The organism is Acinetobacter sp. PK01 (genome assembly GCF_022819285.1).
In the GTDB taxonomy this organism is placed as follows: domain Bacteria; phylum Pseudomonadota; class Gammaproteobacteria; order Pseudomonadales; family Moraxellaceae; genus Acinetobacter; species Acinetobacter tandoii.
Genome location: NZ_CP094643.1, coordinates 1,209,567 through 1,234,069, shown reverse-complemented (window position 1 = coordinate 1,234,069; position 24,503 = coordinate 1,209,567). Strand labels below are relative to the sequence as shown.

At 40.6% G+C, this 24,503-nt stretch carries 22 protein-coding genes; 9 read left to right on the top strand and 13 right to left on the bottom strand.

Annotated features, from left to right (window positions below):
• Positions 1 to 172 precede the first annotated feature (172 nt).
• On the top strand, positions 173 to 760 hold the full coding sequence (locus MP622_RS05910) for an ANTAR domain-containing protein (RefSeq protein ID WP_016168024.1): 588 nt from the start codon (positions 173 to 175) through the stop codon (positions 758 to 760).
• Positions 761 to 763: 3 nt separating this feature from the next.
• Positions 764 to 1,753, top strand: a complete 990-nt coding sequence (locus MP622_RS05905; protein WP_243792975.1) for an ABC transporter substrate-binding protein — start codon at positions 764 to 766, stop codon at positions 1,751 to 1,753.
• Between the two features lie 15 nt (positions 1,754 to 1,768).
• Here the strand turns inward: MP622_RS05905 and MP622_RS05900 are convergent, their stop codons facing one another.
• The 5 genes from MP622_RS05900 to MP622_RS05880 form a co-directional block, all read right to left on the bottom strand.
• The gene (locus tag MP622_RS05900; protein WP_243792971.1) at positions 1,769 to 2,566 is read right to left on the bottom strand and encodes a thioesterase family protein; all 798 of its coding nucleotides are present in this window, start codon (positions 2,564 to 2,566) and stop codon (positions 1,769 to 1,771) included.
• A gap of 57 nt (positions 2,567 to 2,623) precedes the next feature.
• Positions 2,624 to 3,301 (bottom strand): class I SAM-dependent methyltransferase, encoded by a 678-nt coding sequence (locus tag MP622_RS05895; RefSeq protein WP_243792970.1) that lies wholly within the window; start codon positions 3,299 to 3,301, stop codon positions 2,624 to 2,626.
• Positions 3,302 to 3,384: 83 nt separating this feature from the next.
• Positions 3,385 to 4,377 (bottom strand): biotin synthase BioB, encoded by a 993-nt coding sequence (gene bioB, locus MP622_RS05890; RefSeq protein WP_243792969.1) that lies wholly within the window; start codon positions 4,375 to 4,377, stop codon positions 3,385 to 3,387.
• Positions 4,378 to 4,474: 97 nt separating this feature from the next.
• Positions 4,475 to 6,166 (bottom strand): AMP-binding protein, encoded by a 1,692-nt coding sequence (locus tag MP622_RS05885; RefSeq protein WP_243792967.1) that lies wholly within the window; start codon positions 6,164 to 6,166, stop codon positions 4,475 to 4,477.
• 103 nt (positions 6,167 to 6,269) lie between these two features.
• A complete protein-coding gene (locus MP622_RS05880) occupies positions 6,270 to 6,899 on the bottom strand; it encodes a TetR/AcrR family transcriptional regulator (protein WP_016168030.1) in 630 nt (209 codons plus the stop codon).
• Between the two features lie 143 nt (positions 6,900 to 7,042).
• Between MP622_RS05880 and MP622_RS05875 the strand changes: the two genes are divergently transcribed.
• The 5 genes from MP622_RS05875 to MP622_RS05855 all read left to right on the top strand — a co-directional run bounded on the left by MP622_RS05875 (position 7,043) and on the right by MP622_RS05855 (position 13,694).
• Positions 7,043 to 8,239, top strand: a complete 1,197-nt coding sequence (locus tag MP622_RS05875; protein ID WP_243792966.1) for an isovaleryl-CoA dehydrogenase — start codon at positions 7,043 to 7,045, stop codon at positions 8,237 to 8,239.
• A gap of 90 nt (positions 8,240 to 8,329) precedes the next feature.
• A complete protein-coding gene (locus MP622_RS05870; protein WP_243793472.1) occupies positions 8,330 to 9,982 on the top strand; it encodes a carboxyl transferase domain-containing protein in 1,653 nt (550 codons plus the stop codon).
• A 10-nt stretch (positions 9,983 to 9,992) separates the two neighbouring features.
• Positions 9,993 to 10,787, top strand: coding sequence for an enoyl-CoA hydratase-related protein (locus MP622_RS05865; RefSeq protein WP_243792965.1), 795 nt, complete (start codon positions 9,993 to 9,995; stop codon positions 10,785 to 10,787).
• Between the two features lie 19 nt (positions 10,788 to 10,806).
• Positions 10,807 to 12,795 (top strand): acetyl/propionyl/methylcrotonyl-CoA carboxylase subunit alpha, encoded by a 1,989-nt coding sequence (locus MP622_RS05860; RefSeq protein WP_243792964.1) that lies wholly within the window; start codon positions 10,807 to 10,809, stop codon positions 12,793 to 12,795.
• Complete coding sequence (locus MP622_RS05855) at positions 12,792 to 13,694, top strand: hydroxymethylglutaryl-CoA lyase (protein ID WP_243792962.1); 903 nt, start codon at positions 12,792 to 12,794, stop codon at positions 13,692 to 13,694. Before MP622_RS05860 ends, MP622_RS05855 begins: the two co-directional genes overlap by 4 nt.
• A 63-nt stretch (positions 13,695 to 13,757) precedes the next feature.
• Here MP622_RS05855 and cysK read toward each other — a convergent pair whose 3' ends face one another.
• The 8 genes from cysK to rutD all read right to left on the bottom strand — a co-directional run bounded on the left by cysK (position 13,758) and on the right by rutD (position 21,235).
• Positions 13,758 to 14,756 carry a cysteine synthase A gene (gene cysK, locus MP622_RS05850; RefSeq protein ID WP_243792961.1) on the bottom strand — a complete coding sequence of 333 codons (999 nt, stop codon included), beginning with the start codon at positions 14,754 to 14,756 and terminating at the stop codon, positions 13,758 to 13,760.
• 155 nt (positions 14,757 to 14,911) lie between these two features.
• On the bottom strand, positions 14,912 to 15,751 hold the full coding sequence (locus tag MP622_RS05845) for an NAD(P)-dependent oxidoreductase (protein WP_243793471.1): 840 nt from the start codon (positions 15,749 to 15,751) through the stop codon (positions 14,912 to 14,914).
• Positions 15,752 to 15,809: 58 nt separating this feature from the next.
• Positions 15,810 to 17,168 (bottom strand): pyrimidine utilization transport protein G, encoded by a 1,359-nt coding sequence (rutG, locus tag MP622_RS05840; protein WP_243792959.1) that lies wholly within the window; start codon positions 17,166 to 17,168, stop codon positions 15,810 to 15,812.
• Positions 17,169 to 17,200: 32 nt separating this feature from the next.
• The gene (rutF, locus tag MP622_RS05835) at positions 17,201 to 17,767 is read right to left on the bottom strand and encodes an NADH-dependent FMN reductase RutF (RefSeq protein WP_151504719.1); all 567 of its coding nucleotides are present in this window, start codon (positions 17,765 to 17,767) and stop codon (positions 17,201 to 17,203) included.
• A 35-nt stretch (positions 17,768 to 17,802) separates the two neighbouring features.
• Positions 17,803 to 18,192: a pyrimidine utilization protein C gene (gene rutC, locus MP622_RS05830; protein ID WP_100240835.1), complete on the bottom strand. Its 390-nt coding sequence runs from the start codon at positions 18,190 to 18,192 to the stop codon at positions 17,803 to 17,805.
• Between the two features lie 15 nt (positions 18,193 to 18,207).
• Positions 18,208 to 18,963, bottom strand: a complete 756-nt coding sequence (gene rutB, locus MP622_RS05825) for a pyrimidine utilization protein B (RefSeq protein ID WP_243792957.1) — start codon at positions 18,961 to 18,963, stop codon at positions 18,208 to 18,210.
• Positions 18,960 to 20,078, bottom strand: a complete 1,119-nt coding sequence (gene rutA / locus MP622_RS05820; protein WP_243792956.1) for a pyrimidine utilization protein A — start codon at positions 20,076 to 20,078, stop codon at positions 18,960 to 18,962. Before rutA ends, rutB begins: the two co-directional genes overlap by 4 nt.
• A gap of 341 nt (positions 20,079 to 20,419) precedes the next feature.
• Positions 20,420 to 21,235: a pyrimidine utilization protein D gene (gene rutD, locus MP622_RS05815; RefSeq protein WP_243792954.1), complete on the bottom strand. Its 816-nt coding sequence runs from the start codon at positions 21,233 to 21,235 to the stop codon at positions 20,420 to 20,422.
• A 222-nt stretch (positions 21,236 to 21,457) separates the two neighbouring features.
• On the opposite strand from rutD, the gene plsB reads away from it, so the two are divergent.
• Together plsB and MP622_RS05805 are read left to right on the top strand one after the other, a co-directional pair.
• Positions 21,458 to 23,959 (top strand): glycerol-3-phosphate 1-O-acyltransferase PlsB, encoded by a 2,502-nt coding sequence (gene plsB, locus MP622_RS05810; RefSeq protein ID WP_243792953.1) that lies wholly within the window; start codon positions 21,458 to 21,460, stop codon positions 23,957 to 23,959.
• 174 nt (positions 23,960 to 24,133) lie between these two features.
• Positions 24,134 to 24,454: a metalloregulator ArsR/SmtB family transcription factor gene (locus MP622_RS05805; protein ID WP_016168045.1), complete on the top strand. Its 321-nt coding sequence runs from the start codon at positions 24,134 to 24,136 to the stop codon at positions 24,452 to 24,454.
• Positions 24,455 to 24,503: the final 49 nt, after the last annotated feature.

Below are 24,503 nucleotides of genomic sequence, written 5' to 3'. Positions count from 1 at the left end.
TTGCACATTTTGCTTTGTAATGGTGCACAGATAAATTTTAGGATTTGCTTATTTGTATTTTTTTGTATATTTAATCACCAAAATGGTACATTGGCATGTTTATTGCTTGTTAATACTACAAAATAAACATCATTTCTGCCCTGATTAGCAGCCCAATAGCGATAGCTCAAATATGCCAAAGCTTAAAATTGCCCTGATTGATGATGATCAAGATCGTGCCAACTATATAAAAGATTCACTGCTTCAACACGATTTTGACGTGGTGGCCTGCTTAACCATCGATCATTTAAATATGTTCAAATTAGAGCACTTACAGGCTGATGTCATTTTGCTGGATATGGATCATCCACATCGTGACATTATTGAAAGTTGTGTGAGCCAGTTTGATTTACCCACTGTGCTATTTACCCAAAATAGCCAAAAAGACATGATTAAGAGTGCCATTGATGCTGGAATTACGGCTTATATTGTCGATGGAATTGATCCTGCAAAATTAGATAGCATTTTAGAGATATCTATTGAACAGTTCAAAAAGCATAAGAAATTACTGACAGATTTAAAGGAAACCCAGAATAAACTGGCAGATCGTAAAGATGTCGAGAAAGCCAAAGTTCTTTTGATGCAACTGCATCAGCTCACTGAAGACCAAGCATTTCAATTACTCCGTAAAAATGCCATGAGCCATCGAATGACCATGGGAGAAATGGCGCGTCGCCTACTCGATGCGCAAGAATTACTACAAACCAAGTTGAAGGATTAAGCTATGTCTACATTAGAAAAAACACATATTCAACTTGGCTATATTCCATTGCTCGATTGTATTTCTATACTTTGGGCAAAACATTGTGGTTATTTTGATGAACTTGGATTAGATGTCACACTGGTTAAAGAAGCCTCTTGGGCTAGTCTGCGAGACCGTTTGGCTTTTGGATTATTAGATGCAGCACACTGTTTATCAGGTATTTTACCCGCAGCCTCAATCGGTACAGATCATATTGGCATTCCATTTCAAACCCCTTTGGTTTTAAGTGTAAATCGCGCTTATATCAGTTTAAGTCAGAAATTATGTTTTGAGCTGGGCATTACCCATAACGACACCGCAAAGGAAGTCGCGGCTAAAGTTGTGACCGCGATTCAACACGGACAAAATATTCAATTGGCACATGTATTTGCCAATTCCATTCATCATTTTTGTATTCGTGAATGGCTCGCACTGGCAGATGCAGAATTAGCCCAAAGCATTAAACTCAGAATTTTACCGCCACCTTATATGGTAGAAGCCTTAAATAATCAGGTGATTGATGGCTTCTGTGTTGGGGAGCCTTGGAATACTCAAGGTGAAGTTTTAGGACTGAGTCAAATCGTGGCTTCTAGTCAAGATGTCATTCCTGAAATTGCCGATAAAGTATTAGCGGTGACCAAAGAATGGGCTACAGCCCATCCGAATACCTTAAAAGCAATTACTCAAGCCATTCAAAAAGCCCAGCGTGAAATCAAAACCATGCAGAATTTTAGCCAGATTTGGGCATTATTAACTGAATATGAAGTTTTACAATTTGAATGTTCAGATCGTATCCATGTTCAAGAATTTTATAAAATTCAAAATATTATTAGAAATTTCATAGAAGATACAGCCACCCCTAAAGTTGAAGATTTTGAATGGCTGATTCAGCAAATGGAGAAATGGAGCAATGTTCAAGTGAATCATGCTGAGCTTAAAAACTTAAGTCAGCAATGTATCATTCAACTTTAGCTTTTATGGTTTAGATTAGAGTTTTCGTAAGGTTAAGATTTGTTCGCTGCGACCAAAGGGGCCATGTACATCATGCAGGACTGCACTGGTCAAACCAATGCCATCTGTACCATATTGCTGTTCGACGTCTAAACCGAGCCATTGTCCCTGAGGAATGCGATATAGATGAATTTGCAAATCTAAATTTGGAAATGCCCAACCTGCTTGCGGGTCTTGGCGCGGCACAACCCCATTTGCCGTATCCACCATGCCCATCAGTTTGACAAAATCTGATGTGGTTTTACCTTCCACCATATTACATGGGTTGGTTAGCCAAACGAGCCCTTTTCCTGCTCTGCGGGACGTTTCGGCACGGGTTTCAATACTCTGAATATAACCGCCTGGCCAGCACTTCATGCCATCCCAAACAGGCAATTGCTCTGGATGTTGAACTTTTTGATCTTCAAGTCCCGCAACACTATGCGTGTCCTGTGTAAGCATTTTCCATGCACGGGCCACAATACAGGTTTTACCATTGGCTTTCATTTCGCTTTCAATCAGCTCAATGGTTTTTCCACCTCGAACCATACGTGTGCTAATACTAAAATCGCCAAATCCAATTAAACCAAAAATATCAAGACTAATGCGCCCTATTCGCATGTCATCTCTAGGTAAAAATTGTTCCAATTCTGCACAAATTACACCTGTTGCAGGTGCCATATGTTGCTCATGCGGATTCCAAGCGCCTTGAGCATGCAAGTTCGATTGATAATGCGCAGTTACACTTCCATCTGCATGTTGTTCGCGTTGTATTAAACGATAATAAGCAGGCATATTCAGATCCTTATTCTTTTGTGTATTCCTTAATTAAGCTCGTTGTTTCAATGGGCATTATTTCACTGCACAAAATCCGTAATAATTTAGAATTTGACTGTAGGTTTTAACTTTTTTAAATCCAACATTAGATAAGAGTTGCTGCCCCATTCTTGGCGACACCAAGAAAAAATCTTGCTGTAATCGTTCAACCATTTTTTCACTTTGAAGTGTGGTTAAGCCATTATTTTCACAAAGTTGCTTTAGTACAAAAATCTCATGTGCTTCGGTTTCTTTCATTAAGTCATAAGTCAGTAACATTCCATTGGGTTTTAGTTGAGTAAAGATATCTTTAAAGAAGTTTTGCTTTGATTCCAATGGAATAAAATGTGCCACTAGAATGGATAATACCGCATCAAAAGTATGCGTTGTGCCAATGGATTTTGTATCGCCATGAATAAAGCGAATACGGCTTAAAACACCTTGCTTTTCTAGATGCTGCTTTGCCTTACATAACATGACATGCGATGGATCTAGCGCTGTAAAGTTCCAAGTTGGATGCTTTTGCGCCAAATATTGAATTTCATATCCTGTTCCACAGCCCACCACCAAAATGTCTACATGTTCTTGTTCGGCATAATGATGAGTTAAGATGGCATCGACCTGCTGATGCGTTAATTCATAGCCTGGAATAAGCTTGCGGATATGGTCATCGTATCCATCCACCACTTGTTGGTTATTAAAGTCTTTTGCCATATTGCACTCTATTTAATTGTTATGTAGATGATATGAATGTGCTAAATGCTTTTTCATGATTGCGTACTGCTTTCAGATTTTGCTTAAGCCACTGACATTGCATCCAAAGTCAGTTCCGCAATTGATGGTTTTGGCCTCTCAACAGTTAAACCTAATTTTTGAAATAATTGTTGATCTTTGCCCTGTGCGACATTCGGCGTCGTCAGCAGTTTTTCACCCGAGAAAATGGAATTTGCACCAGCCATAAATGCCAATGCTTGATCTGAATCAGATAAAGATTCACGACCTGCGGAAAGACGAATATAGCTTTTTGGCATAATGATACGTGCAACGGCAATGGTACGAATCCATTCAGTCACATCGAGCTTTTCTACATCTGCCAATGGCGTACCTTCAATTGGAACCAACATGTTAATTGGCACTGATTCTGGCTGAATAGGTAATGTTGCTAGTTCAAGTAATAAGCCAATACGATCGGCAGTATCTTCACCCAAACCCACAATACCGCCGCTACACACTTTCATGCCTGCACCACGTACATATTCAAGTGTATTTAAACGATCATCGAAAGTACGGGTACTGATGATATTTGAATAATACTCACGCGAAGTATCAAGGTTGTGGTTATAGTAATCTAAACCTGCATCTTTTAAGCGTTCAGCTTGAGACTGGTTTAACATGCCTAAAGTCATGCAAGTTTCCAAACCTAAAGCTTTTACTTCACGAACCATTTCAAGTACATAAGGCATATCACGCTCATGCGGGTTACGCCATGCAGCACCCATACAGAAACGAGAAGAACCAGACGCTAATGCTTCTTTAGCTTCGCTAATAACCTTTTCTACAGCAATGCGCTTTTCTGCTTCTAGTTTTGAATCATAACGAGCAGATTGAGAGCAGTATTTGCAATCTTCAGGGCATTTGCCAGTTTTTATTGATAATAAAGTGCTGACTTGAATCTGGTTCGCATTAAAATTTTGTCGATGGATTTGTTGTGCTTGAAAAACCAAATCTAAAAAGGGTTGCTGATATAGATTTTGTATTTCTGCGCGAGTCCAATCGTGACGAAGTTCCATCATGATTTCCTTATTCCATTTGAATTATTCAGACTTTTTCGTTTTCTCCCTTTACCCTGAAGTAGAGTAAAGGGAAATTCCAAGTCAGAAGATCACGTTATGCAATATCTTCCATTAAATTCAGCTCTTTACGCATAAATTCTTGAAGTCGGAATTTTTGTGCTTTACCTGATGCGGTCATTGGAAACTCGGTAAAGAAACGTACATAACGTGGTACTTTATTATGTGAAATATGTTCAGCACAGTAACGTCGGATACTTTCTTCTGTCGTTTCATGGTGCTCATGCAAAATGATGCAGGCACATAATTCTTCACCATAACGTGCATCTGGCAGACCAATCACCTGTACATCACTGACATCTGGATGGGTATATAAGAAATCTTCAATTTCTTTCGGGAACAGATTTTCACCACCGCGAATCACTACATCTTTAATGCGACCTTTAATTTTTACAAAGCCGTCATCATCCATTTCAGCAATATCACCCGTATGCATCCAGCGCGCGTTATCAATCACTTCTTGGGTTTTTTCACTATCTTCCCAATAACCCAACATCACTGAATAACCACGAACACAGAGTTCACCGAGTTTGCCACGTGGTACGACTTTTCCTGCTTCATCCACAATTTTGATTTCTAAATGTGGATGTACGCGGCCTACTGTTCCCACACGCTGTTCCACGGTATCAGTGGTCGAGCTTTGTGCACTGACAGGTGCAGTTTCGGTCATGCCATAACAAATCGTAATTTCCGTCATGTGCATTCGCTCCATGACACGTTGCATAATTTCACGCGGACACGGGCTACCTGCCATAATGCCAGTACGTAAACTACTCAAATCAAAGTCGTTGAATTGTTCATGCTCTAAAGTGGCAATAAACATGGTGGGCACACCATAAGCTGCTGTACATTTCTCTTGCTGAATGGCTTTTAAAGTGTCTAATGGGTTAAATACAGCCGATGGATAGACCATGGTTGAACCATGTGTAATACAGGCTAAATTCCCCATTACCATGCCGAAACAGTGAAATAATGGTACTGAAATACACACACGATCTTGTGGAGTCAAATGAATCGCTTCACCCACAAAATAACCATTATTTAAAATGTTATTGTGTGTGAGCATGGTGCCTTTAGGGTTACCTGTGGTTCCCGAAGTAAACTGAATATTAATGGTTTCATCAAACTGCAACTCACTTGCAATCCCTTCTAAATGATCAAGTTGTTTTGCAGTAGGTTGCCCCAAAAGATCTTGAAAACGATGCAGACCTGTATGCACTGCTTCATCAATTTTAATCACGTGTTTTAAATGAGGTAAACGTAGCGCATTTAAGATTTTATCTTCAGCTTCTTGCAGCTCTGGTGCAATTTTGGTTAAAAGCTCTTGATAATTTGTGGTTTTAAATTGCGATGCAATGACTAAACCTTTACAAGAGACCTTATTCAGTACGTATTCTAGCTCGTTACTTTTATACGCGGTGTTTAGATTAACGAGAATAATACCTGCTTTAAATGCAGCGAATTGAGTAATGGTCCATTCCACACAATTGGGGGACCAAATGGCAAGCCGATCGCCTTTTTTGAACCCCAGTTTGAGTAAGCTACAAGCAAAAGCATTCACCTGTGCTTGTAGCTCTTTATAGCTTAACCGTACATTCTGATGCACACTGACCACAGCATCTTGATCTGCATATTGCAGACATGCCTGATCAAATTTTTCACCAATGGTCATGCCCAGTAAAGGTTGACTGCTGGTTCCATACGCATAGCTTAACCGTACCTGTGTCATTTGAATCACTCTCCTTGATTCTTTGTAATTCTGATTCTTACTGTTTTATTTTGATCACAGAGATTACTTTGTACGGATTTCCCTCCTTTGCATATAAGACTATTTAATTACGATCCTGTAATTGCACAGCTTGTACACAAAAGTCTGCAACCTGTTTCACAAAGTAATCTTTGTAGTTTTGATCAAACATCACATTACGAGATGGATTTAAAGGCTCAATTACGACGAAAGTCATACTTCCGACAATGCATAACGCCACCGTATTTAAATCTTCAAAACCGAACTCACCATTGACTTTCCCTTCGGCAAGAATCTCGTTAATCGTTTGTTTAATTAACTGTTTACTGCGAAAACGCTCATGCTCAACAATTGGATCTACAGGTTCGAACATGAGTGAATACGACAGTTGAGGACTGTTGAGTGCCCGCTTAACAAAGGTCGTGACTGCCTTATGTAATTTTTGTTGTGCTGTTAACCCTTCACTGCTCGCAATCGTATTCAGAATATGAATTTCATGCTGAATCGCTTCAGACAACACTTCAATTAAGACTTCACTTTTATTATCAAAATAGCGGTAAACCAAGCCACTAGAAACGCCTGCACGTTCCGCAATCGCTTGAATTTGGGCATCTTTAAATCCCCCTTGAGCAATAAGTTCTCGCGCAGATTGCAAAATCGACTGTCGATTTTGTTCCATTCGCTCTTGCATCAATGTCGATCTTTTATAACTCATAATCTTATTCTCATCCAGATAAAATGAATTGTAAATCATTTTGTGAATTTTAGTTCACTTTTTTAAAAAATAGATGTATTGTAAAACTACAAGCACAACAACAATGCTTATTGGACAACAAATATAACCTCAGGATGAACAGCATGAACGCACACGTTCCATTACAACTTAGTCTACAAACCTTAAGTTTCGGTTTAGATGAAACTTTGATCGCACTGCGTGATTCAGTTGCTGCATTTTGTGCAAAAGAAATTGCACCAATTGCGCAACAAGTGGATCGTGACAATGTATTCCCTGCTCACCTTTGGAAGAAAATGGGTGATATGGGCTTACATGGTTTAACAGTAAGCGAAGAGTATGGTGGTTCTAACCTCGGTTATTTAGCGCATATTATTGTTATGCAAGAAATCTCACGTGCATCTGCCGCTATAGGATTGTCTTACGGAGCACATTCTAACCTATGTGTGAACCAAATTAAGCGAAATGGTAACGAAGAACAGAAACAACGTTATTTGCCTAAACTTATTTCTGGTGAATTTGTAGGTGCATTGGCAATGTCTGAACCGAATGCAGGTTCTGATGTGGTCAGCATGAAATTAAAAGCGGAAGAACAAGGCGATCATTACCTATTAAATGGTTCGAAAATGTGGATTACCAATGGTGGTGATGCCGATGTCTTGGTGGTTTATGCCAAAACCGATTTACAGGCTGGACCTAAAGGTATGACGGCATTCCTGATTGAAAAAGATATGCCTGGATTCAGCCACGGTAACCATCTCGATAAATTGGGGATGCGCGGTTCAAATACGTATCCATTGTTTTTCGACAACGTTAAAGTGCCAAAAGAAAATGTGCTTGGCGGTGTGGGGAATGGCGTAAAAGTGCTCATGAGCGGTCTGGATTATGAACGTGCAGTATTAAGTGCTGGTCCTCTAGGCATTATGGATGCCTGCATGGATACCGTAATTCCTTATATTCATGATCGTAAACAGTTTGGACAAGCGCTTGGTGAGTTCCAGCTCATGCAAGGCAAAATTGCCGATATGTATTCAACTTGGTTAGCTTGTAAAGCACTTGTGTATGCAGTGGGTACTGAATGCGACAAAGCTGAACATAGCCGTAGCTTAAGAAAAGATGCTGCCAGCGCCATTCTTTATGCTGCTGAAAAAGCAACGTGGATGGCAGGTGAAACCATTCAAGCATTGGGCGGCAATGGCTATATCAACGAGTTTGCAGCAGGTCGTTTATGGCGTGATGCAAAACTTTATGAAATTGGTGCAGGAACTTCTGAAATCCGCCGTATGTTAATTGGTCGTGAATTATTTAACGAAACGGCTTAACGCTTCTGGCTCAACTTATACAAGGAAGTTTCTATGAATCAATTACAAACCCAAATGCAAAGTAGTCATGAAGAGTTGAATCTGGTGAAAATGCCAAAACAGAGCAATCAAAACATTACTTTCGCAAGCCAAGGCTCAGATTTAAATCAACTGCAAAGCAAAATTAACAGCCGCAGTAAAGAATTTAAAAACAATCAGGCGACTATGCTGAATTTGGTGCAAGATTTAAAGCAAATCAGCCAAAAAATAGCCTTAGGTGGTGGTGAAAGCGCGCGTCAAAAACATGTTGCCCGAGGCAAATTGTTGGCACGTGACCGTATTGATCAACTGATTGATGCAGGTACAGCTTTCCTTGAAATTGGACAATTGGCTGCACATAAAGTCTATCCTGATGATGTCCCTGCTGCTGGTGTTGTGGCAGGAGTTGGTCAAGTGAATGGTATCACCTGCATGATCGTGGCTAATGATGCAACGGTGAAAGGCGGTACTTATTACCCGCTTACTGTGAAAAAGCACTTACGCGCACAAGAAATTGCAGAACAAAACCACTTGCCTTGCATTTATTTGGTGGATTCGGGCGGTGCGTATTTACCTATGCAAGATGAAGTGTTTCCAGATCGTGATCACTTTGGGCGTATTTTCTATAACCAAGCCCGTATGTCGAGCTTAGGTATCGCTCAAATTGCCGTCGTGATGGGTAGTTGTACCGCAGGTGGTGCTTACGTCCCTGCCATGTCGGATGAAACCATTATTGTTCGTAACCAAGGCACGATTTTCTTGGGTGGACCACCATTAGTAAAAGCTGCTACAGGTGAAGTGGTCAGCAGTGAAGACCTTGGTGGTGGTGACGTGCATACTCGTCTTTCAGGAGTTGCAGACCATTTGGCCGAGAATGATGAACATGCTATTCAGATCGCGCGAAATATTGTGGCGAACTTAAACATCAAACCGAATAAAACAGTCGAAGGAATTGAAGAACCACTTTTCCCTGCTGAAGAGCTGTATGGCATTGTGCCAAGTGATACCCGCAAACCCTTTGATGTACGTGAAATTATTGCCCGTATTGTCGATGGTTCGCGTTTAGACGAATTTAAAGCACGTTTTGGAACAACTTTAATTACGGGCTTTGCCAAAATTTATGGTATGCCTGTCGGAATTATTGCCAATAACGGCATTCTATTCTCTGAGTCAGCACAAAAAGGCGCGCACTTTATCGAGCTCTGTGTACAACGCAATATTCCATTATTGTTTTTACAAAATATCACGGGTTTTATGGTTGGACGTCAGTACGAAAATGAAGGGATTGCTAAACACGGTGCCAAACTGGTGATGGCGGTTGCCACAGCCAATGTGCCTAAACTGACCTTGATTATTGGTGGATCATTTGGGGCTGGAAACTATGGTATGTGTGGTCGTGCTTATTCGCCACGCTTCTTGTGGACTTGGCCAAACTCTCGGATTTCAGTCATGGGTGGCGAACAGGCAGCGAGCGTACTCTCGACCATCAAACGTGATCAAATTGAACAAAAAGGTGAATCTTGGTCTGCCGAAGCAGAAGATCAATTCAAACAACCGATTCGTGATCAATATGAACGCCAAGGTCATCCATATTACTCTTCTGCGCGTTTGTGGGATGACGGTGTAATTGACCCTGCTCAGTCTCGTCAAGTGTTAGGCTTAAGTTTGGCAGCAGCATTAAATGCTCCAATTCAGCCAACCAAGTTCGGCGTGTTCCGCATGTAAGAGGTGAAAAATGGACTATCAATTTTTACAACTCGAACAACAGCAACAAGTGGCAACAGTTTGGATCAATCGCGCTGAACTTCACAATGCGTTCAACACAGCAGTAATTGAAGAATTGCATCACTGCTTTCAACAGTTAAATGGACGAGTCGACATTCGTGTAGTGATTTTAGCGGGCCGTGGCAAAAGCTTCTCCGCAGGTGCTGACTTAAACTGGATGAAACAAGCAGGACAAGCCTCTCAAGCAGACAATGAAGCTGATGCTTTGAAACTGGCGAAAATGCTGCAAAGCTTAGCAACTTTAAAACAGCCAACCATTGCGCGTGTACAAGGTATTGCCTTTGGTGGGGGCATGGGTCTCGCCTCTGCTTGCGATATTTGCGTGGCGAGTACCGAAGCGAAGTTTGCAACCTCAGAAGTGCGTCTAGGTTTAGCCCCTTCTACCATTAGTCCTTATGTAATTCGTGCCATTGGCGCACGTCAGGCTTCACGTTACTTCCTCACAGCAGAACGTATTACGGCTGAGCAAGCATTACAGATCGGTTTAGCGCATGAAGTGACCACACCTGAATTACTTGATGTCAAAGTTGATGAAATTGTACAAGCACTGTTGTTAGGTGGACCTGAAGCACAAGCTGCGTCGAAGCAACTGATTCAAATGGTGAATCAGCAAAGTGTGGATGAAAGCCTACTGCTTAAAACTGCACAACATATTGCCCATGTACGTCAAGGCGAAGAAGCAAAAAATGGACTAAACGCATTCTTAAATAAACATAGCCCAGCTTGGATTAAGGCAACGGCATAACGATAATAAGGACAGAACAATGTTTGAAAAAATTCTAATTGCAAACCGTGGTGAAATTGCCTGTCGTGTTATTCGCACTGCTAAAAAACTCGGCATTGCGACAGTTGCGGTTTATTCAGATGCCGATGCACAATCTCAGCACGTTAAACAAGCAGACGAAGCAATTTATATTGGTGAATCCCCTGCTTCTCAAAGTTATTTACAGATTGATCGTATTATTCAAGCAGCTCTAACGACAGGCGCTCAGGCCATTCACCCTGGCTATGGCTTTTTGTCTGAAAATGACCAGTTTGCAGAAGCTTGTGAAAAAAGCAACATTACCTTTATTGGTCCTCCTGTTGCTGCCATTTTAGCTATGGGTCTAAAAGCGACCTCTAAAGCACTTATGGAAAAAGCGGGTGTGCCCTTAACTCCGGGTTATCATGGCACCAATCAAGATGCAGCTTTCCTAAAACAGCAAGCAGATCAAATTGGTTATCCTGTGTTAATTAAAGCCAGTGCTGGCGGTGGTGGTAAAGGGATGCGTTTGGTTGAACGTGAAGCTGATTTTTTAAGTTCCCTTACATCTTGTAAAAGTGAGGCCAAATCAAGCTTCGCCAATGATGACGTATTGATTGAACGCTATGTGATACAACCACGCCATATTGAAGTGCAAGTTTTTGGTGATACCCACGGTAATTATGTACACCTATTCGAACGTGATTGTTCAGTGCAACGTCGCCACCAAAAAGTGCTGGAAGAAGCACCTGCCCCTTTGATGCCGCAGCATAAACTAGAGGCGATGCGCCAAGCTGCAATTGATGCTGCACGTGCAGTGGATTATGTCGGTGCGGGTACGGTTGAGTTTATTGTAGAACAAGACGGTACAGCATATTTCATGGAAATGAATACTCGTCTACAAGTAGAACACCCTGTAACAGAAATGATTACAGGACAAGACTTAGTCGAGTGGCAATTACGTGTCGCTTATGGTGAGCCATTACCGAAGCAACAACATGAATTACAAATTCTTGGTCATGCAATTGAAGCGCGAGTTTATGCAGAAGAACCTGAAAAAGGCTTCCTTCCTGCGATTGGTCAAATTAGTTATTTACATTATCCAAATCAAAATCAGCATGTCCGTGTGGATAGCGGAATTGTTGAAGGCGATGAAATTACCACGTTCTACGACCCAATGATTGCCAAGTTAATTGTTTGGGGCGAAAACCGTGAAGCAGCATTGGTTCAAATGCACCATGCTTTAGGTCAGTTTCATGTAGAAGGCTTAGGCAATAATATTGCATTCTTGGACCGTATCATTCGCAGTGATTCATTTAAAAATGCCAAACTGGATACTAATCTGATTCAACGTGAAGATGCGTTTTTAATGAATGCGGAAGTTGCTTCATCCGAAACCATTGTATCAGCGGCATTTATTGAACTATTGAAGCGTTTTCATCAGCAGCAAAATGCAAATCCTGTTTGGTCATCATCACCGCTTTGGCGTGTCAATGTGAAGACTAAATACGGCATAAAATTGCAACTGAATCAACAAGCCATTGAGGTGCGCTTTACGGCAATTGATCACGGCTTTATTGCACACTATCAAGGTCAGGAATATCCTATTCAAGGTCAACTGCTAGATGCACATATAGCCCAACTCAATCTGAATGGCAAACAGTCGAAATTGGCCTTTAGTATTGATGCAGACCATTTAACTGTTTTCGAAAATGGGCAAACGCATAAATTTGCTTATATCCGTCCGAGCTATGGCAATGTCGATACTCAACATAGTGAGGGTAATCTGAAAGCGCCAATGCCTGGTGTGATTACCCAAGTCTTGGTTGAAGCCAATGCGCAAGTCAAAAAAGATGACATTTTACTGACGTTAGAAGCCATGAAAATTGAATATGCTATTCGTGCTCCACGCGATGGTGTAATTACTTCGTCCTACTTCCAAGCTGGTGATCAAGTCAAAGCAGGTGATGAACTGGTGGAATTTCAGGCTTTAGCAGAGGAAGTGGCATGACTGAATTTGTGAAAATCGTTGAAGTCGGTCCGCGGGATGGGCTTCAAAACGAGAAAACTCCGCTCACGCTTCAAGATCGTAAACAACTGATTTTGGATTTAATGCAGACGGGACTTAAAGCCATTGAAGTCGGTTCTTGTGTGTCTCCGAAGTGGGTGCCGCAAATGGCATTGAGTGATAAACTTTATGCTCAATTGCCCAAGGACCCGAATGTCCAATTCAGTTTGCTCACGCCGAATATGAAAGGTTTTGAATCTGCTTTGGCTGTTGGTTGTAAAGAGGTTGCGGTGTTTACCGCAGCTTCTGAAAGCTTTACGCAAAAGAACATCAATTGTTCAATTGATGAAAGCTTTGAAAAATTTGCCGACATCCTAAAAGCAGCCAAAGAACATGACATTAAAGTTCGTGGCTATGTGTCTTGCGTGGTCGATTGCCCCTATGAAGGTGCGATTGATCCGAAACAAGTCAGTAAAGTCGTGACGCGTTTATTTGATATGGGCTGTTATGAAGTTTCTTTGGGTGAAACCATTGGGACAGCAACCCCCAACCGTGTCAAAAAGATGTGGGAAGCTTGCTTAAGCGAATTAGATGCCCAATTCATGGCAGGACATTTCCACAACACCTATGGCATGGCGATTGCCAATATTTACCAATCCTTAGAACAAGGCATTCGTGTGTTTGATTCGTCAATTGCAGGATTGGGCGGGTGTCCTTATGCCAAAGGTGCTTCAGGGAATGTCAGCACCGAAGATTTATTGTATTTACTCAATGGCATGGGCTTTGAAACAGGGATTCATGTTGAAGCATTGATGCAAGCCAGCCAAAACATTAGTCAACGTTTAGACCGAAAAAATCCTTCAAATTATGCCAATGCATATTTACAAACGCGTTGTGCTTAACAAAAATAATAAATCAGCCGCTTATTCAGCGGCTGATTTACATTTCATACAGATCAAACCAACTTAATCAGCCGAAATATCTTCAAACAGAACTGAAGATAAATAGCGTTCACCGCTATCAGGTAAAATCACCACAATGTTTTTGCCCGCATTTTCAGGGCGAGCTGCCAATTGTGCTGCTGCTGCCATCGCTGCACCGCTAGAAATACCCACTAAAATTCCTTCTTGTGTCGCAGTTTTACGCGCCCAATCAATCGCATCTTGACTGGTAATAGCTACAACTTCATCCACCAAATCAAGGTCTAAGTTCTTCGGAATGAAGTTTGCCCCAATCCCTTGAATTTTGTGCGGTGCAGGAGTAATTGCTTCACCACGCTTGGTTTGTCCAATAATTGCAGATTCAGCAGGTTCTACTGCAACTGAGTAAATTGGCTGGTTTTTCACTTTTTCAAAGAAACGCGAAATCCCTGAAATGGTACCGCCTGTACCCACACCTGCCACTAAAATATCGACTTGACTATTGGTCGCTGCCCAAATTTCAGGGCCTGTCGTGTCTTCATGAATTTGTGGATTGGCTGGATTTTCAAATTGTTGTGGCAGGAAATAATGTTCAGGTTGTTCAGTCGCTAAACGTACCGCTTCATCAACAGCACCTTTCATTCCTTTAGCTGGTTCAGTCAACACTAAGTTTGCACCTAATGCTTTTAACACTTTACGACGTTCAATACTCATGCTTGCAGGCATGGTTAAAGTAATCTCATAGCCTTTTGCCGCTGCAACAAACGCTAAAGCAATTCCTGTATTACCACTGGTCGGTTCTACAATATGCATACCTGCTTTTAACACGCCACGTTTTTCTGCATCTGCAATCAGTGCCGCACCAATACGACATTTCACTGAAAAAGCAGGGTTTCGGCTTTCAACTTTGGCAAATACATTTGCACCACCTGAAATGACACGATTAATGCGTACTAATGGTGTATTACCAATCGCTTCGGCATTGTTACTATAAACTGCGATACCTAAATTATTTGGTGTTGGAAAGGCTGAATCAGTACTCATGTTATATCCCTAAGTTTATTGACTATTTATAACTGAATCATGATACAACCAATTTTTAGCAAATACAGAATACAGTTGAAAATTTCTGTTGATTTCTCTTTTAACGCATCTACTTCATGATGAAGATTTCGGCATTTCCCTATGCCGTTTTATATTCAGGCTTCTAAAACTGTTTGGTTCCATTGTTCAAGTACGGAAACTGCCGCAGTAAAATCCATCTGCTCGGCTTGTGCTTTAGGAATTTCCTTAAACAGCGCTTGAATACTTTCAAAAATCGGCACGTTTGAATCCTGCTGTTGCGCTAAATCCAAGCCAATACCAATATCCTTTTGCAATAAATTTAGGGCAAAGGTCTTAGGAAAACTACGGTTCAATACCTTTTGCGCCATGATGGAATCAGACACGGTACTTTTACCACTGGAGTGATTGATACAATTCAATGCTGCTGAAACATCAACCTGTCGCTGCTTCAGAATGGTCAGTCCTTCAGCCAAAGCCCACAAATGGGTTGCCATCAGTACATTATTCACGGCTTTCACCGCAAACCCTGAACCACTAGATCCAACATATTCAACCAAACCTGAAAAGGCTGAAATAATCGGTAAAGCACACTGATAGGCTTGCTCATCTCCACCTAACATTACGGTTAAGGTTCCCCGTTCCGCACCAATCGTTTGACCAGACACAGGTGCATCTAGATAGGCAACCTGATTTTGCCCAAGCTGCTGAGATAACTTGCGTGCTGAATCTGGCACACCACTGGTACAGTCAATCCAGATACTGCCTGCTTTTGGCGGATACTGTGCAATTAACTGTTCGACATCCGCACTGGTCGGCAAGCAGGAAAATATAAAATCGGCTTGCACGGCTTGTTCCAAACTCACAGCCTGTGTACCAAACTGCTGTGCATGTAGCTCGGCTTTTTCAGTTGTACGGTTCCAGACATACACGGGTAAACCCAGTTTTGGCAGATGAGAAGCCATATGCCAACCCATCGCACCTAATCCAATAAAAGCAATACTTTGACTCAATTTCTCTCTCCAATCAGGCTCATTAAGAACCTTGTGCAACGCTGCTGTTCGCTTGGCTTTCCACACTTTGAACTTTTGCTACAGTCTCTTCACCACGGTTTAAGAACAGGTTAAGTAGAATTGCTGCAAGTGTTGCGGTACCAATACCACCCAAGTCAAATGATCCGATATGTAAACTGAAGTTTCCTGCACCCATAATTAAACTTACGGCTGCAATAATTAAGGTGCTGTTTTGGGTAAAATCAACTTTGTTATCGACCCAGATTTTTGCTCCAGCGACGGTAATTAAGCCAAATACAACGATAGATGCCCCGCCTAAAAGTGCGACTGGAATGGTACTGATCACCGCACCAAACTTTGGTGATAAGCCAAGTAAAATGGCGAAGATCCCTGCGACTACAAAAATGGTGGTTGAATAAACTTTGGTGACGGCCATTACGCCAATATTTTCTGCATAGGTGGTCATACCTGTACCACCAACCGAAGCGGATAAAGAAGTACACACACCGTCTGCGAAAAATGCGCGGCCCATATACGGCGACAGGTTTTTCCCTGTCATGGCTGAAACTGCTTTGAAATGTCCTAAATTTTCCGCCACTAAAATAATCGCGACAGGTGCAATCAGTAACATGGCATTTGCATTGAATACAGGAGTATGGAAAGTTGGTAAACCAAACCATGCAGCATTACTAATCACTGAGAAATCAATAGGTTTACCCCAACCCATGACATTCGCAAACAAGAAGTACACAAAATAAGCAGAACAAAGTCCAATCAGGAGCAATAAACGTCGCACCATACCGCGAGTAAACACTGCAACAGTACTGATACAGACAATGGTAATCACCGCCATCCACGTATCGAATGTATTGGTAGATACACTTTTAATCGTAATGGGTGCAAGGTTTAAACCAATGATCATCACAATCGCACCTGTAACAATCGGCGGCATCAGCTTTTCGATCCAACCTGTTCCCGTCTTCATCACCACAAGACCAATACCGGTATACACCAGACCGCAGGCGATGGTTCCGCCAAGCGCGAGTGCTAAGTTGGGATTCGAGCCTGCACCTGCGTAACCTGTTGCTGCTGCAACTGCCCCAATAAAGGCGAAACTGGAGCCCAAATAACTTGGCATTCGACCGCCCGTCATCAGGAAGAATAAAATCGTGCCTATCCCTGTAATGAAGATGGTTAAGTTGGGATCAAAACCCATCAGCAACGGTGCAAGTACCGTTGCTCCAAACATGGCAAAAGCATGTTGCAAGCCTAGAACGATACTGCGACCGACAGGAAGATATTCATCAATTTGAACAGGTGTTGTATCTAAATCGCCTTGGTAAGGCTTAAATTTTGGAAACCACGATTGTTTTTCTTGCATGGGTTTCCCCTCCTTCTTATAGGGTTTGTTCTTTAGCACATACGGTGTGGTTCACAATAAGCACGGTTAAAATACATCAACGCATTTAAGCCCTGATTGTGTTGAATGGCTTTGACCTGACAGAACAAAACATCATGACTCCCCACACTCATGCTTTGTACAATTTCACAGTCGAAACTAATCAAGGCATCTTGCAAAACAGGTGCCTGCGTGGTGAGCGTTTCCCACAGTCCTGCTGCAAAGCGTTCTGGCATAGGTGTTTTGCCACCAAAAACATTGGAAAGTGTCATCTGATGTGAAGCTAAGGTATTTACACATAACACTTTATTGGTCTTAAAAGTCTCAAATACAGATGCAGAACGATTGAGGCACACCAATAAGGTCGGTGGTGTATCAGTCACACTACATACGGCAGATGCGGTAAAACCTGCGACACCTGCGGGTCCAGAAGTAGTAATCACATTCACTGCTGCCCCCAGATTTGACATGCCTTCGCGGAATGCTTTCTGATCGACTTCAATATGCGTGGTTTTTTGCGTGTTATAGATTTGTTCTAAACATTCTTCTTTAATCAAACTTTTGAGTAATTCTGCATTCATATTTATTCTCCTTTCGGGGCTGATCTCGCTACTACCTAAGCAGTAGCGACATGGGCAACACTGGCTATTTCAACGAGGGCATCGGGCTTCACCAAACCAGCCTGAATGCAGTAACGTGCAGGCTTGTCCCCTGGAAAATACTCGGCATAGACTTGATTAATCGCCGCATAATCTGCCCAATCTTTGACAAAAATATGGTTAAAGGTCACATCATCCATACTTCCACCTGCTTCTTTCAATACTGATTGAATGGTTTCTAAAATATGTCGTGCTTGAGCAGCCGCATCACCGACATGAACCACATTGTTATTTTCATCAAAAGCCAATGTGCCTGAGACATACACAATATTGTCTGCCTTGGTTGCAGGAACATAGGGTGCTAAAGGTTTTGAGGTTCCTGCTGGAATAATGACTTGTTTCGGCATGGTAATCGCTCCGTATTAGGCAGATTTGGCAAGTGGGTTGGTATTGGGAACAAAAGTGTCGACAAAACTTTGCGTATCTGACACCCAGCCAAAGAAGGTTTTGATGTTGTAGAGGCTTGCAGCTTGAATTTCTGCTGAACCCGCCTGATAACACGCATCTTTTAAGGCTACTCCGAAGTACTCGAGGAAAAAGCCATCTCTTAAGGTCGATTCCACACAGACATTGGTCGCAATACCCACGAAAACCAGATTACGAATACCTCGGGCACGTAACATGCTGTCCAATGCGGTATTAAAGAAACCGCTGTAGCGAGGTTTTTCAATGACAATGTCTTGGGCTAAAGGTTGTAATTCATCAATCAATTCAAAGTCCCAACCGCCTTTCGCCAGTAATTTACCTTGTAGTTCAGGCTGCTTACGCATGGTTTTCAGTGCATTGGATTTATGGAAATTCGGTGAGCCACGTCCTCCAGCTTCTACATATTGATCATCCCAGCCGTTTTTAAAGTAAATCACTTGAATATTGGCTGCATGTGCTGCTGCTACTGCCTTTTTAATGTTCTGTACCACAGGTTGAGTCGTTGAAACATCAAAACCTGCTAAATCCAAATAGCCACCAACGGAGGTATAAGCATTCTGCATATCAATGACGATTAAGGCCGTTTGCTCAGGTGCAAACTGAATATTTTCTGGTTCTGCTTTCAAGGTTTTGCCTTGCCCTGTGGCTTCGGTAAAATCACTGATAACGGTATGTGTATTGACTTGGCTCATGCTGATTTCTCCAAAACTGTTACAGGTGCTTGTTCCGCCAGATCCATCACAACGTGTTGACGGCATTGCATAAGCGGTTGAATTTTTTGACCAAAATCTTCGACGCCCTGAACGAAATCATCAAAAGTTAATAAAATGCCTTCTGTACCTTTAATTTCGCCAATTTCATCCAACATCGCTGCGACTTTTTCATAAGAACCGACCAAGGTGCCCATGTTGATATTGACGGGAGATACGCTCGATGCCATTTGGCGAATATTGGTATCGGTTCCTGAAGTGGTGTCTTTGCCGCCTTGATTCATCAGCCAGTTAATTGCTTCCATGTCTGCGCCATCGTTATAGCTTTGCCATTTCGCCAATGCTTCTTCATCAGTTTCAGCAGCAATCACCATAAACAACACATAAGTTTGAACATCACGTCCAGTTTTATCAGTATGTGCTTTTAGGCGATCATTGATTTCTGCATAAGCGGTTGGTGTGTTTAAACCTTTACCAAAGACAAAGTTGTAATCTGCATATTGCGCAGAAAATGCGAGTCCAGTATCAGATTGACCTGCACAGATAATTTTCATATCCGCTTGTGGAGTTGGGCTGACACGACAATCTTGCATTTCAAAATGTTCACCTTTGAAATCTGACTTGCCTGTTGCCCAAAGTTCACGAAGAATTTGTACATATTCAGATAAATACTCATAGCGTTTGCCAAAATATTCATCTCCTGGCCACATGCCCATTTGCGTATATTCAGGTGCTTGCCAGCCTGTCACGACATTTAAGCCAAAACGACCATTGGAAATAGAGTCGATGGTCGATGCCATACGCGCCACAATTGCTGGTGGCATCACCAAAGTTGCTGCGGTTGCATAAATTTTAATTTTGCTGGTAACTGCAGCTAAGCCTGCCATAAGTGTGAACGTTTCTAAGTTGTGATCCCAAAATTCAGTTTTGCCACCAAAGCCACGCAGTTTGATCATGGACAAGGCAAAATCGAAACCATAATGCTCAGCACGTTGTACAATTTTTTTGTTGAGTTCAAAGCTCGGCATGTACTGTGGCGCATTTTCAGAAAGTAACCAGCCGTTGTTCCCGATTGGGCAAAAAACACCTATTTTCATGTGTTGCATCCTCATTCAATTATGAAATTTCTCAAAATCTATACCCTGTTATTCTTTGGGATATAAATTTTTATATTCTTGATTTTATGATTGCATGGAGTGTGCCAACTTTTTAAATTTATTTAATATCAATAATTTAAAATCATTAATAATTTTATGTATTTTACCAATGGGTAAAATTACTATTTTTTACATGCACTTTTTTTGTGACTCATGATCTAAATTCGTGCACTTTTTTGACCAAATGGAAAAATAACCACAATAAAAAAAGCACTGAGCTAAGCAGTGCCTTTTTGAATTTTTATATCAACCTATAGAATGCTAGAGATGAACCTCGGTTGTTAACTTGCAGCTAATTTTTCAGCAGATTTCTTCACCAATTTTTCTAATAACAATTGATTGAATATTTCAGGTTGTGTAACCGTTACTGCATGCGCACCCTGCGGCAGCACATCTAATTCAGCATATGGAAATAGCTGTTTTAATTGATAACTTTGTTGATACGGTACCAGAAAATCATCTTCAGTCGCGATTAAATACAGTGGAATTTTATTTAAACTTGAAATCGTTTCATCCTCCAGTTCATAACGCATTAAAGCTTTAAGTCGGGTGAAGACATTAAGTAAAGGCGGAAATTGCTCAATTTGCTTATTTTCCTGAATTTCTAGATCTGAAATATGTGCCGAAATCCATGCTGGCGGATATAAGAACAATGCTTGCGCTCGGACATACGCTTCGACACCTACATATTGTAATAACGCGATTCGTGTACTAAAGCACTTGTGTGTATGCGCATCTAACTGTTGCCAGCCATTGATAACCGTAAGTGACAACATAGTTTTTTCAGATTTTTCGAGTAAAACGGCCAATTCCGCGCCAATAAAACCACCCAAAGCATGCCCAATAAAATGGAATTCTTGAATATTCAATATAGATAATAAATCCATGACCTGTTTGGCTAAGTCGGTCATACTGTAGTTTTCATCAAGGATAGCTGCATTTTTATGACAACCTTCTTGGTCATAAATCACCACATGAAAATGTTGTTGCAATGCTTTTATTTGCGGTGTCCAAAACTGTCCATGTCCACCTAAACCTGCCGATAAAATGATATATTCAGCGGATATTTTTTGTGAAGGAAAAACCTGATAATGCATAATGATTGACCTCTTAAGAAAAATGTATTTAATAGAGTTCAGCAAAAAATATGCCCATTTACTTTTTTTCAATAATTCAAACAACGTTTTGATCTTTATTGTCGTATTTTCTAAAGATACGATCTGTTACATGCTTTATGTTCTATTTAGCATCAAAAGCATTTGTATTCTTAGACAAGATTGAACAAAATAATCTCCGAAACATGGTTCATAGGAATAACAATGTCCAATAAAGGTTATCGCCAATTTTATCGTCAACTCACACAGAAAATTCTAAATAAAGTGGTGAGTCCACAAGTATTAGGCACGACCTCTGAACTAGAACAGCAATATTCAGCTTCGTCCAACACTCCTATTTGCTATGTATTACAAGATGCTTCTCTCAGTAATGCTGTATTGATTGATCATGAAGCTCAAAAGAGACAGTTACCTTCAGTCTATCAACCTTTAAAGATTGGAACGGTACAAGAAGAAGATTCCATTTTAGTTTTGAATGAAAAGAACCAACTTAAACAAGGATTACATTATCCTGCGAAACTTATTCATTTAATTGAAGTTCTAGATAAAAACCCAGAATTGGATGTCGATTTGGTGCCTGTGACTATGTTGTGGGGACGTGCACCAGAATACGAAGATTCTTGGTATAAAGCCTTATTTGCTGATGCATGGTCAACACCATCTCCACTCAAACAAGCCATGAATATTTCATTGTATGGTCGTGAAAACTATCTAGAGTTTCATAAGCCACTTTCCTTAAGAAAGTTACTTAATGAAGCAAAGGAAGTGAGTCCAAATTTTTCGCCTGCTCACCACATAATGAAAGAGCTGAATACCAACTTTAATAAATATAAAGAGGCAATTTTAGGGCCAGACTTATCAGACCGTCGTAATGTCATTAATAACCTTTTGATTAGTGATGGCGTTAAACATGCAATTCGGAAAGAAAGTATTGATGAAAATATCAGTCTGTTTGAAGCAGAAAATCGTGCACGTCATTATTTAACTGAAATTGCCTCTGACTTTTCCTATTCCACGTTACGCTTTGGTTATCTTGCTTTAACCAAATTATGGACTCAACTTTACGACGGCATTGAAGTTCATAACTTTGATACCGTACGTGAATTGGCTCAGGACTATGAAATTGTTTATACCCCCTGCCACCGTAGTCATATTGATTACTTGTTACTGTCTTATGTAATTTTTAACCGTGGTTTGATGGTGCCGCACATTGCCGCAGGTATTAACCTGAATTTACCGATTGTCGGTCAATTGTTCCGTGGTGCGGGTGCTTATTTTATTCGCCGTAGCTTTAATGGCAACGAACTGTATACTTCTGTATTTAAAGAATATTTACATAGTCTGCTGATGCGTAATACTCCTTTAGAATATTTTATTGAAGGTGGACGTTCACGTACAGGGTTATTGTTACCAGCCAAAAAAGGCATGTTGTCGATGACCATTCAAAGTCACCTAAAAGGAAATTCCAAACCTATTGTCTTTATTCCAACTTACTTCGGCTATGAAAAACTATTGGAAGGGACTTCATATTTAAATGAACTCAGTGGCAAACCTAAAGAAGCTGAATCACTTTGGGGAATTTTAAGTTCTGCACGCAAAATTGAGAAAGTGTTTGGTCAAGTGTATGTTAACTTCGGCGAACCTGTTTTTCTAAATGATGTATTAAAACAGCAAAATGCTGAAAATATTAAACTAAAAATCAATGATAAACTGCCCGCTTCAGTGGTTAATACTGTTGATCAAACAGCACAATCGATTTTAGAAAATATCAATAAAGCTGTGGTGATAAACCCAATATCTATTATTTCTTTAATTTTATTGAATGCTCCAGAGCATCAATTGACTGAATCAAGTTTAGTTGCAATGCTTGATCAATATCGGAAATTACTGGAACAGAATCGGTATGATGACCGCATGATTATTTCTGAACTTTCTAGTGCAGAAATCATTCAGTACGCATTAAAGTTAAAGCAAGTTGAAATTCATCATCAAAATTCAGAAACGTGGGTTCGTGTTGCCGACAGCCAAAAAATTCTATTGAGCTATTTTAGTAATAATATTCTACATTGCTTTATTTTGCCGTCACTTGTGGCACGTATTATTCAGCATCATGAAAAAATTGAAATTTCTGATTTAATTCAATTGGCACAGTCTTTATATCCATTTATTCAAGAAGAATTTTTCTTAAAATGGCAGCTTGATGATGTCGAAATGCAGATACATGCTATTTTAGCTCATTTTGAGGATGCAGAGTGGATAAAGCGTGATGCTAACCACGTTATGCAATTATCTACTGAAGGCACAGGATTACACACACTTGCTGCCTTATCCGAGCGTAGTTTAAATAACTTTATTGTGATGCAGAGCATAATCTCTCACTATGCAAATACCCAAACATTTTCAGAAAAAGTGTTCGAAAAAATGGCAAAAGCTGCATTGCAGCAGCTAAGCCAAAATCAGGTTATTACTCAAGGTTACTATTTTGATAGTGCAACTTTAAAAGGTTATTTAACGACCTTGAAAAAGCTAGGACTTGCCGAAATTACCCGTGAGCATCTACTACTGGCTCCCGATTTTGTACCCCAAATGCAACATCGTTTAGCATGGTATGCGCAAGATCACCAAGATGCATTTGAACATGCGACGCAATTTAGTGAAAAAGAACTGAAATATTTTTATGACAGTGTAAAGGTTAAAAAAAGCTAAGTTCGGTGTATAACGGCATGTGATCGAAGTCGAATAACATGCCGTTACATGGATCTCTTATAAATAAATCTGATAATTGTTTTCATTAAAAACCATCGACATTGAAATTTTAGCTACATGTAATCTGTACGTTGTACGCTTATAATATCAAACTGATTTTAGTGAGGCGTTCTAATGGAAAATGATTTTGAAATTACATCGATGCGTAATTCCGCTGAGCATGTTGTGAGTATTTTAAAATCACTAGCCAATACTGATCGTTTACTGATTTTGTGTCATTTAGCAAAACAAGAACTGAATGTATCTCAAATTGAACAAATCACACAAATTACCCAACCTACACTTTCTCAACAACTGATGATGTTAAGAAAAAGTGATGTGGTCAGTACACGCCGTGATGGCAAGCAAATTTTTTATTCGATTAAAGATGAAAAATTAGTACAAGTTTTACAGACCTTATATGAACTGTATTGTACCAAGTCTGTATTAAGTTAAATAAAATCATTAATCTATTTCTCATTATTACTGTGATTTCTGTGCATAA

Coding starts and splice junctions, on each gene's coding strand:
- MP622_RS05885 (WP_243792967.1), bottom strand. CDS start 6,166: ATGACACAGGTACGGTTAAGCTATGCGTATGGAACCAGCAGTCAACCT.
- MP622_RS05860 (WP_243792964.1), top strand. CDS start 10,807: ATGTTTGAAAAAATTCTAATTGCAAACCGTGGTGAAATTGCCTGTCGT.
- MP622_RS05865 (WP_243792965.1), top strand. CDS start 9,993: ATGGACTATCAATTTTTACAACTCGAACAACAGCAACAAGTGGCAACA.
- MP622_RS05875 (WP_243792966.1), top strand. CDS start 7,043: ATGAACGCACACGTTCCATTACAACTTAGTCTACAAACCTTAAGTTTC.
- rutC (WP_100240835.1), bottom strand. CDS start 18,192: ATGCCGAAACAAGTCATTATTCCAGCAGGAACCTCAAAACCTTTAGCA.
- rutD (WP_243792954.1), bottom strand. CDS start 21,235: ATGCATTATCAGGTTTTTCCTTCACAAAAAATATCCGCTGAATATATC.
- MP622_RS05855 (WP_243792962.1), top strand. CDS start 12,792: ATGACTGAATTTGTGAAAATCGTTGAAGTCGGTCCGCGGGATGGGCTT.
- MP622_RS05870 (WP_243793472.1), top strand. CDS start 8,330: ATGCCAAAACAGAGCAATCAAAACATTACTTTCGCAAGCCAAGGCTCA.
- MP622_RS05805 (WP_016168045.1), top strand. CDS start 24,134: ATGGAAAATGATTTTGAAATTACATCGATGCGTAATTCCGCTGAGCAT.
- MP622_RS05880 (WP_016168030.1), bottom strand. CDS start 6,899: ATGAGTTATAAAAGATCGACATTGATGCAAGAGCGAATGGAACAAAAT.
- MP622_RS05900 (WP_243792971.1), bottom strand. CDS start 2,566: ATGCCTGCTTATTATCGTTTAATACAACGCGAACAACATGCAGATGGA.
- rutB (WP_243792957.1), bottom strand. CDS start 18,963: ATGAGCCAAGTCAATACACATACCGTTATCAGTGATTTTACCGAAGCC.
- rutF (WP_151504719.1), bottom strand. CDS start 17,767: ATGAATGCAGAATTACTCAAAAGTTTGATTAAAGAAGAATGTTTAGAA.
- rutG (WP_243792959.1), bottom strand. CDS start 17,168: ATGCAAGAAAAACAATCGTGGTTTCCAAAATTTAAGCCTTACCAAGGC.
- MP622_RS05905 (WP_243792975.1), top strand. CDS start 764: ATGTCTACATTAGAAAAAACACATATTCAACTTGGCTATATTCCATTG.
- rutA (WP_243792956.1), bottom strand. CDS start 20,078: ATGAAAATAGGTGTTTTTTGCCCAATCGGGAACAACGGCTGGTTACTT.
- bioB (WP_243792969.1), bottom strand. CDS start 4,377: ATGGAACTTCGTCACGATTGGACTCGCGCAGAAATACAAAATCTATAT.
- MP622_RS05910 (WP_016168024.1), top strand. CDS start 173: ATGCCAAAGCTTAAAATTGCCCTGATTGATGATGATCAAGATCGTGCC.
- MP622_RS05845 (WP_243793471.1), bottom strand. CDS start 15,751: ATGGGTTGGCATATGGCTTCTCATCTGCCAAAACTGGGTTTACCCGTG.
- cysK (WP_243792961.1), bottom strand. CDS start 14,756: ATGAGTACTGATTCAGCCTTTCCAACACCAAATAATTTAGGTATCGCA.
- plsB (WP_243792953.1), top strand. CDS start 21,458: ATGTCCAATAAAGGTTATCGCCAATTTTATCGTCAACTCACACAGAAA.
- MP622_RS05895 (WP_243792970.1), bottom strand. CDS start 3,301: ATGGCAAAAGACTTTAATAACCAACAAGTGGTGGATGGATACGATGAC.